Source organism: Streptomyces sp. NPDC023723, from assembly GCF_040639815.1.
Classification (GTDB): domain Bacteria; phylum Actinomycetota; class Actinomycetes; order Streptomycetales; family Streptomycetaceae; genus Streptomyces.
The window spans coordinates 1-6,095 of sequence record NZ_JBFAAP010000109.1 but is presented as its reverse complement, the minus strand read 5'-3'; the positions used below and the strand labels follow the sequence as shown (position 1 = coordinate 6,095).

Here is a 6,095-nt window from a genome sequence, read left to right as displayed (position 1 = left end):
CGGCGACGTCCGTGGTGGCGCCGCCGCCGACGCCGACGATGACGTCGGTGCGGGTGAACCCGGACTGGCCGAGCGCCTTCCAGCAGTAGGTCCGAAGGCCGGCACCACGCCGAAGAGCGGCGAGACCAGGCCGACCACCTGCCGGAGCTGACCCAGGTCCTTGAGCCGGCCGAGCTGGTCGGAGGGCCGCAGGATCTCGTCGCGGTGTTCGGCGGGCAGGTCGCTGACGGCGAGGTTGTCGAGCAGCCGCGTCGGGCTGAGGCCACCGGAGGGCCGCGCGCCGGCGTCGGCGGCGCTCGCCGGCAGCGCGGCGAGGCCGGTGACACCGGCGGCGAGAGCGGCGGCGGCGACGATACGTCGTGTGGAGATCATGCCCTGCGCAACGGGGCCGCCCGGCCGGCGGTCACGGGCCGCTGCCCCGGCTCACCCGTCAGGCCCAGCGGGGCGGTCGGCGCGGCCACGCGCTGTACTCCATCACGCCGCCCTTCTTCAGGCCGTACTCGGGCTGGTCGGCGGTGGCGGTGGTCTCCAGGCCGAGGACGCAGCCGGTCGGTGACCCGTCCGGCGGGCCGCAACCCCGGCGCGTCCGCCGGCAGTTGGGCGAGCGCGGCGGACAAACAGGCGCGGGTGTCCAGGTGTCCAGGAACATGTCGGCGGCGTCGAGGAGTTCGGGGGCGGTCAGCCCTGTCGAGGTGCTGTGCCTCCATCAAGTAGGCGCGCAGGGCGTCGAGGTCGGTGGGCGGGGCTGCCGGGACCGCCGGCTGCTGACCGGCCGGGTGCGCGCCGGCCGGGTGCGCGGGCACGGTTCTGACCTCGGCGCGCTGAGCCGGTGCTCAGCCAGTTCCGTCCCGGCCCTCGCCGCCCGCGCCGCACCGGACCTACAGTGACGCCCATCACGTCCGGTGTTCCTGGGAGGGCAGATGACCCATGTCTCGGTGAAGGTGGACGGCACGACCTACCAGGACGAGGTGGAACCCCGCCTGCTGCTGGTGCACTACCTGCGTGACCGGCTGGGGCTGACCGGCACCCCGGTGGGCTGCGACACCTCCAGCTGCGGGGCCTGCACGGTCGACCTGGACGGCGCGAGCGTCAAGAGCTGCTCGGTGCTGGCGGTCCAGGCGGACGGCGGCGAGGTGACCACCGTGCAGGGCCTCGCGCCGGACGGCGAGCCGACCGCCCTGCAACGGGCCTTCCACGAACAGCACGCGCTCCAGTGCGGGTACTGCACCCCGGGGATGCTGATGGCCGCCCGTGACCTGCTGCGGGAGAATCCCGACCCGGCGCCGCAGGAGGTGCGGCACGCCCTGGAGGGCAACCTGTGCCGCTGCACGGGGTACCAGAACATCGTGCGGGCCGTGCTGGCCGCCGCCGCGGCGGAGGTCCGCGCATGACCGCCGAGGGCGAGGTGGGCCGGGCCCGGCCGCGCAAGGAGGACGCCCGGCTGCTCACCGGGCAGACCACCTGGACCGACAACATCCAGGCTCCCGGCCTGCTGCACCTGGCGTTCCTGCGCAGCCCGATGGCGCACGCCCGCGTCGACCGGGTCGATGTCTCCCCGGCCCTCGAACGCCCGGGCGTGGTCGCCGCGTTCACCGGCCGCGACCTCGCCGGCAGCCTGGGCTCGCTGCCCTGCGCCTGGCCGGTCACCGAGGACATCGTGCTGCCGGACCACCCGGCGCTCGCGGTCGACGAGGTGCGTCACGCCGGGGACCCGGTGGCGGTGGTGGTGGCCCGCGACCGGTACGCGGCGGCCGACGCGCTGGAGGCGGTCGAGGTCGACTACACACCGCTGCCGCCGGTCCTGGACCTGGCGGCGGCGCTCGCCGAGGACGCCCCGCTGGTCCACGCCGACCGGGGCACCAACCGCTGCTACGACTGGCCGCTGCGGTCGGGCGAGGACTTCGCCGCGGTCCGAGACCGCGCGGCGGTGACCCTGAAGCGCCGCTACCACCAGCAGCGGCTGATCGCCAACGCCATGGAGCCGCGCGCGGTCGTGGTCACCCCGCTCGCCGCGTCCGGCGAGTACACGGTGTACTCGGCCACCCAGATCCCGCACGTGCTGCGGGTCATGCTGGCCATGGTCACCGGCGTCCCCGAGCACAAACTGCGGGTCGTCGCCCCCGACGTGGGCGGCGGGTTCGGCTCGAAACTCCAGGTGTACGGCGAGGAGGTGGTCGCCCTGGAGCTGGCGCGCCGCCTCGGCCGCCCGGTGAAGTGGACCGAGTCCCGCTCCGAGGGCTACCTCGCCACCCATCACGGCCGCGGCATGATCCAGGACATCGAGATCGCCGCCGACCGCGACGGCAAGCTGCTCGGCCTGAAGGTCGACCTGCTGGCCGACATGGGCGCGTACCTGATGCTCGTCACCCCGGGCGTACCGATCCTCGGCGCGTTCATGTACCCGGGCATCTACAAGATGGACTCCTACGAGTTCAGCTGCACGGGCGTGTTCACCACCCGCACCCCCACCGACGCCTACCGGGGCGCCGGCCGCCCGGAGGCGACGTACGCCATCGAGCGGATCATGGACGAGCTGGCCGCCGAACTCAGCCTGGACCCAGTCGAGTTGCGGCGGCGCAACTGGATCCGGCACGAGGAGTTCCCCTACCCGACCATCGCCGGGCTGACCTACGACAGCGGCAACTACGAGGCGGCGACCGAGAAGGCGCTCGCCCTGTTCGGGTACGGCGAACTGCGCGCCGAGCAGCACAAGCGCGCCGAGCGCGGGGACCCCGTACGCCTCGGCATCGGGGTGTCGACGTACACCGAGATGTGCGGGCTGGCGCCGAGCCGGGTGCTGCGGGACCTGCGGTACGCGGCGGGCGGCTGGGAGGCGGCGGCCGTCCGGATGCTGCCCACCGGCAAGGTCGAGGTGGTCACCGGCACCAGCCCGCACGGGCAGGGGCATGTGACGTCCTGGAGTCAGATCGCCGCCGACGTGCTCGGGGTGCCGTTCGAGGACGTGGAGGTGGTGCACGGCGACACCCGGGCGGCGCCGCAGGGCATGGACACCTACGGGTCGCGGTCGCTGGTGGTGGGCGGCGCGGCGGTGCACCGGGCCGCCGAGAAGGTGGTCGCCAAGGCCCGCAAGGTGGCCGCGCACCTGCTGGAGGCGAGCGAACGGGACCTGGAGTTCACGGCCGGGGTGTTCGCCGTGAAGGGCTCACCGGAGGCGCGGAAGACCATGCAGGAGATCGCCTTCGAGACGTTCACCTCGCACGACCTGCCGGACGGCGTGGAGCCCAGCATCAACGCGGAGCACGTGGTCGACCCGGAGAACTTCTCCTACCCGCACGGCACCCACCTGTGCGCGGTGGAGGTCGACACCGAGACCGGCCAGACCCGGATCCGCTCCTACGTGTGCGTGGACGACGTGGGCCGGGTGGTCAACCCGGTGATCGTGGAGGGGCAGGTGCACGGCGGGCTGGCCCAGGGCATCGGGCAGGCGCTGTACGAGGAGGCGGTCTACGACGACGAGGGCAACCTGGTCTCCGGCACGATGGCCGACTACCTGGTGCCCGCGGCGTCCGACCTGCCGTACTTCGTGACCGACCGGACCGAGACCCCGGCGACCTCCAACCCGCTCGGCGTCAAGGGGGTCGGCGAGTCCGGGACGATCGCCTCCACCCCGGCGGTGGTCGGCGCGATCGTGGACGCGCTGCGGCCGCTGGGCGTGACGGACGTGCCGATGCCCTGCACCCCGGAACGGGTCTGGCGCGCGATAGAGGAGGCCACCGCATGATCCCGCCCGCGTTCGAGTACGTCCGGCCCGGCAGCGTCGAGGAGGCGGTGCGCGCCCTCGCCGACGCCGGTCAGGAGGCGAAGGTGCTGGCCGGCGGGCAGAGCCTGCTGCCGCTGCTGCGGCTGCGGCTGGCCTTCCCGGAGGTGGTCGTCGACATCGGCCGGCTGCCGGGCCTGCGCGGGGTGCGGGAGGAGGACGGGCTGCTGGTGATCGGCGCGCTGACCACGCACCACCAGGTGGTCCGCGATCCGCTGGTGCGCCGGCACGCCGGTCTGCTGGCCGCCGCCACGGCGCAGGTCGCCGACCCCGCCGTACGGCACCGGGGCACCCTCGGCGGCTCCCTCGCGCACGCCGATCCGGCCGGGGACCTGCCCGCGGTGCTGCTGGCGCTGGACGGCGAGCTGGTCGCGCAGGGGCCGGGCGGGCGACGGGCGATCCCGGCCCGGGAGTTCTTCACCGGCTACCTGGAGACCGCGCTCGCGCCCGACGAACTGCTGGTGGCGGTGCGGGTGCCGAAGACGGACGGCTGGGGGTGCCACTACGAGAAGTTCCAGCGGTCGGCGCAGTCCTGGGCGGTGATCGGCGTGGCCGCGCTGGTGCGGCGGGAGAACGGGCACCTGGCCGAGGCGCGGATCGGGCTGACCAACATGGGCGCGACGCCGCTGCGCGCAACCGCCGCCGAGCAGGCGCTGGCCGGCGCCGGGGACTTCAGGGCGGTGGCGCGGGCCGCGGAGTCGGCGGCGATCGGCACGGTGCCCGCGCGGGACGCCGCCGCCTCCCCCGAGTACCGGGCCCACCTCGCCCGGGTGCTGACCCGGCGGGCGGTGCTGGCCGCCGCGGGGATGGGGTGAGGCCGCTCGCCGGGCCCGGGGATGTCCTGGCCGCCCTGGCGGAGACCGGGTACCTCGTCGACGAGGGGCTGGCCGTGACCTGCTTCCTGGCGCTGCGGCTGCGCCGGCCCGTCTTCTGCGAGGGCGACCCGGGCACCGGCAAGACCGCGCTCGCGGCCGCCCTCGCCGAAACGCTCGGCGCCCCGCTGATCCGGCTCCAGTGCCACGAGGGCATCGACGCCGCGCAGGCCCTGTACGACTGGGACTTCCCCCGGCAGTTGCTGCGGCTGCGGGCGGCCGAGGCGGTCGGGGTGACGGACGCCGGGCGGCTGGAGGACGAGCTGTACGACCAGCGCTTCCTGATCGCCCGGCCGCTGCTGCGGGCGCTGCGGACCCGGCCGTGCGTGCTGCTGATCGACGAGATCGACCGGGCCGACGACGAGTTCGAGGCGTTCCTGCTGGAACTGCTGGCGGACTTCTCGGTGACCATCCCGGAGCTGGGGACCGTGCGGGCCGAGGTCCCGCCGGTGGTGGTGCTCACCTCCAACCGCACCCGGGAGGTGCACGACGCGCTCAAACGCCGCTGCCTGTACCACTGGTTCGGGCATCCGGACTTCGACCGTGAACTGGCCGTCGTACGGCGGCGGTTGCCGGAGCTGCCGGCCCGGCTGGCGCGGCAGGTGACGGCGCTGACGCAGGCGCTGCGCGGGCTGGAGCTGCTGAAGCCGCCGGGGGTGGCGGAGACCCTGGACTGGGCCCGGGCGCTGGACGCGCTGGGCGCCGGGGAGGCGGACCCGGAGCTGGCGGCGGTGACGCTGGGGGCGGTGCTGAAGTACCGGGAGGACATCGAGCGGGCCGGCGCCCTGGATCTGGCGGCGGTGCTGGGCGCCGGTGACGGCGGGTGACCGGGGTGCGGGGCGCGGCGGCGGTCCTCGTCGGTTCGGCGGCGCGCGCGGCGGGCGTCCCGCGGCCGGGCGAGCGCGCGGCGGGCCGGGCGGCGCCGGGCGGGAACCGGGGCGGAGCGCACCTCCGGCCGGCCGGCGCCCCGCCCCCGGCCGCCCCCGGCTCATGACCGGGACGCGCGGCGCGGACGCCGTACTCGTCGGGTTCGCCCGGGCGCTGCGCGCGGCGGGGGTCGCGGCGCACCCGGAGCGGACGCACGCGTTCCTGCGCGCGGTGGATGTCCTCGGGGCGGACGTGTACCGGGCGGGCCGGGCGACGCTGTGCGGGAGCCCGGCCGATCTGGAGCGGTACGACCGGGTGTTCGCCGCGTACTTCGGCGGCGGCGGACGTACCGGGCCAAAGCCCGCCCCCGCTCCCCCGGTCCGGGTCCGGGCGGTCGCCCGGGAGGCGCCCGCGGCCCGGAGCGTCCCCGGCGACGCCCGGCACCGGGCGCCGCCCGCGCTCGCCCTCGCGGGATGGGCCGAGGTGCTGCGGCACCGGGACTTCGCCGCACTGGACGCCGCCCAACGCGAGCAGCTGCACCGGCTGCTGGCCGCGTTCGCCGCGGGCGGGCCGACGCG

The 6,095-nt window shown here is 75.5% G+C and carries 6 protein-coding genes and 1 pseudogene; 5 read left to right on the top strand and 2 right to left on the bottom strand.

Annotated elements, in window-relative coordinates; translation table 11 throughout:
• On the bottom strand, window positions 1–372 hold a 372-nt coding region (locus AB0G32_RS40050), incomplete at its 3' end, for a hypothetical protein (RefSeq protein WP_361175909.1).
• A gap of 58 nt (window positions 373–430) precedes the next feature.
• Window positions 431–649, bottom strand: coding sequence for a hypothetical protein (locus AB0G32_RS40045; protein ID WP_361175906.1), 219 nt, complete (start codon window positions 647–649; stop codon window positions 431–433).
• A 271-nt stretch (window positions 650–920) separates the two neighbouring features.
• Here AB0G32_RS40045 and AB0G32_RS40040 point away from each other — a divergent pair, with 271 nt between their 5' ends.
• From AB0G32_RS40040 to AB0G32_RS40020, 5 genes and pseudogenes are all read left to right on the top strand, one after another.
• On the top strand, window positions 921–1,391 hold the full coding sequence (locus AB0G32_RS40040) for a (2Fe-2S)-binding protein (RefSeq protein ID WP_361175903.1): 471 nt from the start codon (window positions 921–923) through the stop codon (window positions 1,389–1,391).
• Window positions 1,388–3,742, top strand: a complete 2,355-nt coding sequence (locus tag AB0G32_RS40035; RefSeq protein ID WP_361175900.1) for a molybdopterin cofactor-binding domain-containing protein — start codon at window positions 1,388–1,390, stop codon at window positions 3,740–3,742. Before AB0G32_RS40040 ends, AB0G32_RS40035 begins: the two co-directional genes overlap by 4 nt.
• Window positions 3,739–4,593 (top strand): xanthine dehydrogenase family protein subunit M, encoded by an 855-nt coding sequence (locus tag AB0G32_RS40030; RefSeq protein WP_361175897.1) that lies wholly within the window; start codon window positions 3,739–3,741, stop codon window positions 4,591–4,593. The genes AB0G32_RS40035 and AB0G32_RS40030 overlap by 4 nt, the downstream gene beginning before the upstream one ends.
• Window positions 4,590–5,477: a MoxR family ATPase gene (locus AB0G32_RS40025; RefSeq protein WP_361175894.1), complete on the top strand. Its 888-nt coding sequence runs from the start codon at window positions 4,590–4,592 to the stop codon at window positions 5,475–5,477. The genes AB0G32_RS40030 and AB0G32_RS40025 overlap by 4 nt, the downstream gene beginning before the upstream one ends.
• 163 nt (window positions 5,478–5,640) lie before the next feature.
• Window positions 5,641–6,095 (top strand): annotated as a pseudogene (locus AB0G32_RS40020) (hypothetical protein); the annotation flags it as partial.

What these genes read in the sequence shown, in the direction of transcription:
- AB0G32_RS40035 (WP_361175900.1), top strand. Translation starts at nt 1,388, where the DNA reads ATGACCGCCGAGGGCGAGGTGGGCCGGGCCCGGCCGCGCAAGGAGGAC.
- AB0G32_RS40030 (WP_361175897.1), top strand. Translation starts at nt 3,739, where the DNA reads ATGATCCCGCCCGCGTTCGAGTACGTCCGGCCCGGCAGCGTCGAGGAG.
- AB0G32_RS40045 (WP_361175906.1), bottom strand. Translation starts at nt 649, where the DNA reads ATGTTCCTGGACACCTGGACACCCGCGCCTGTTTGTCCGCCGCGCTCG.
- AB0G32_RS40040 (WP_361175903.1), top strand. Translation starts at nt 921, where the DNA reads ATGACCCATGTCTCGGTGAAGGTGGACGGCACGACCTACCAGGACGAG.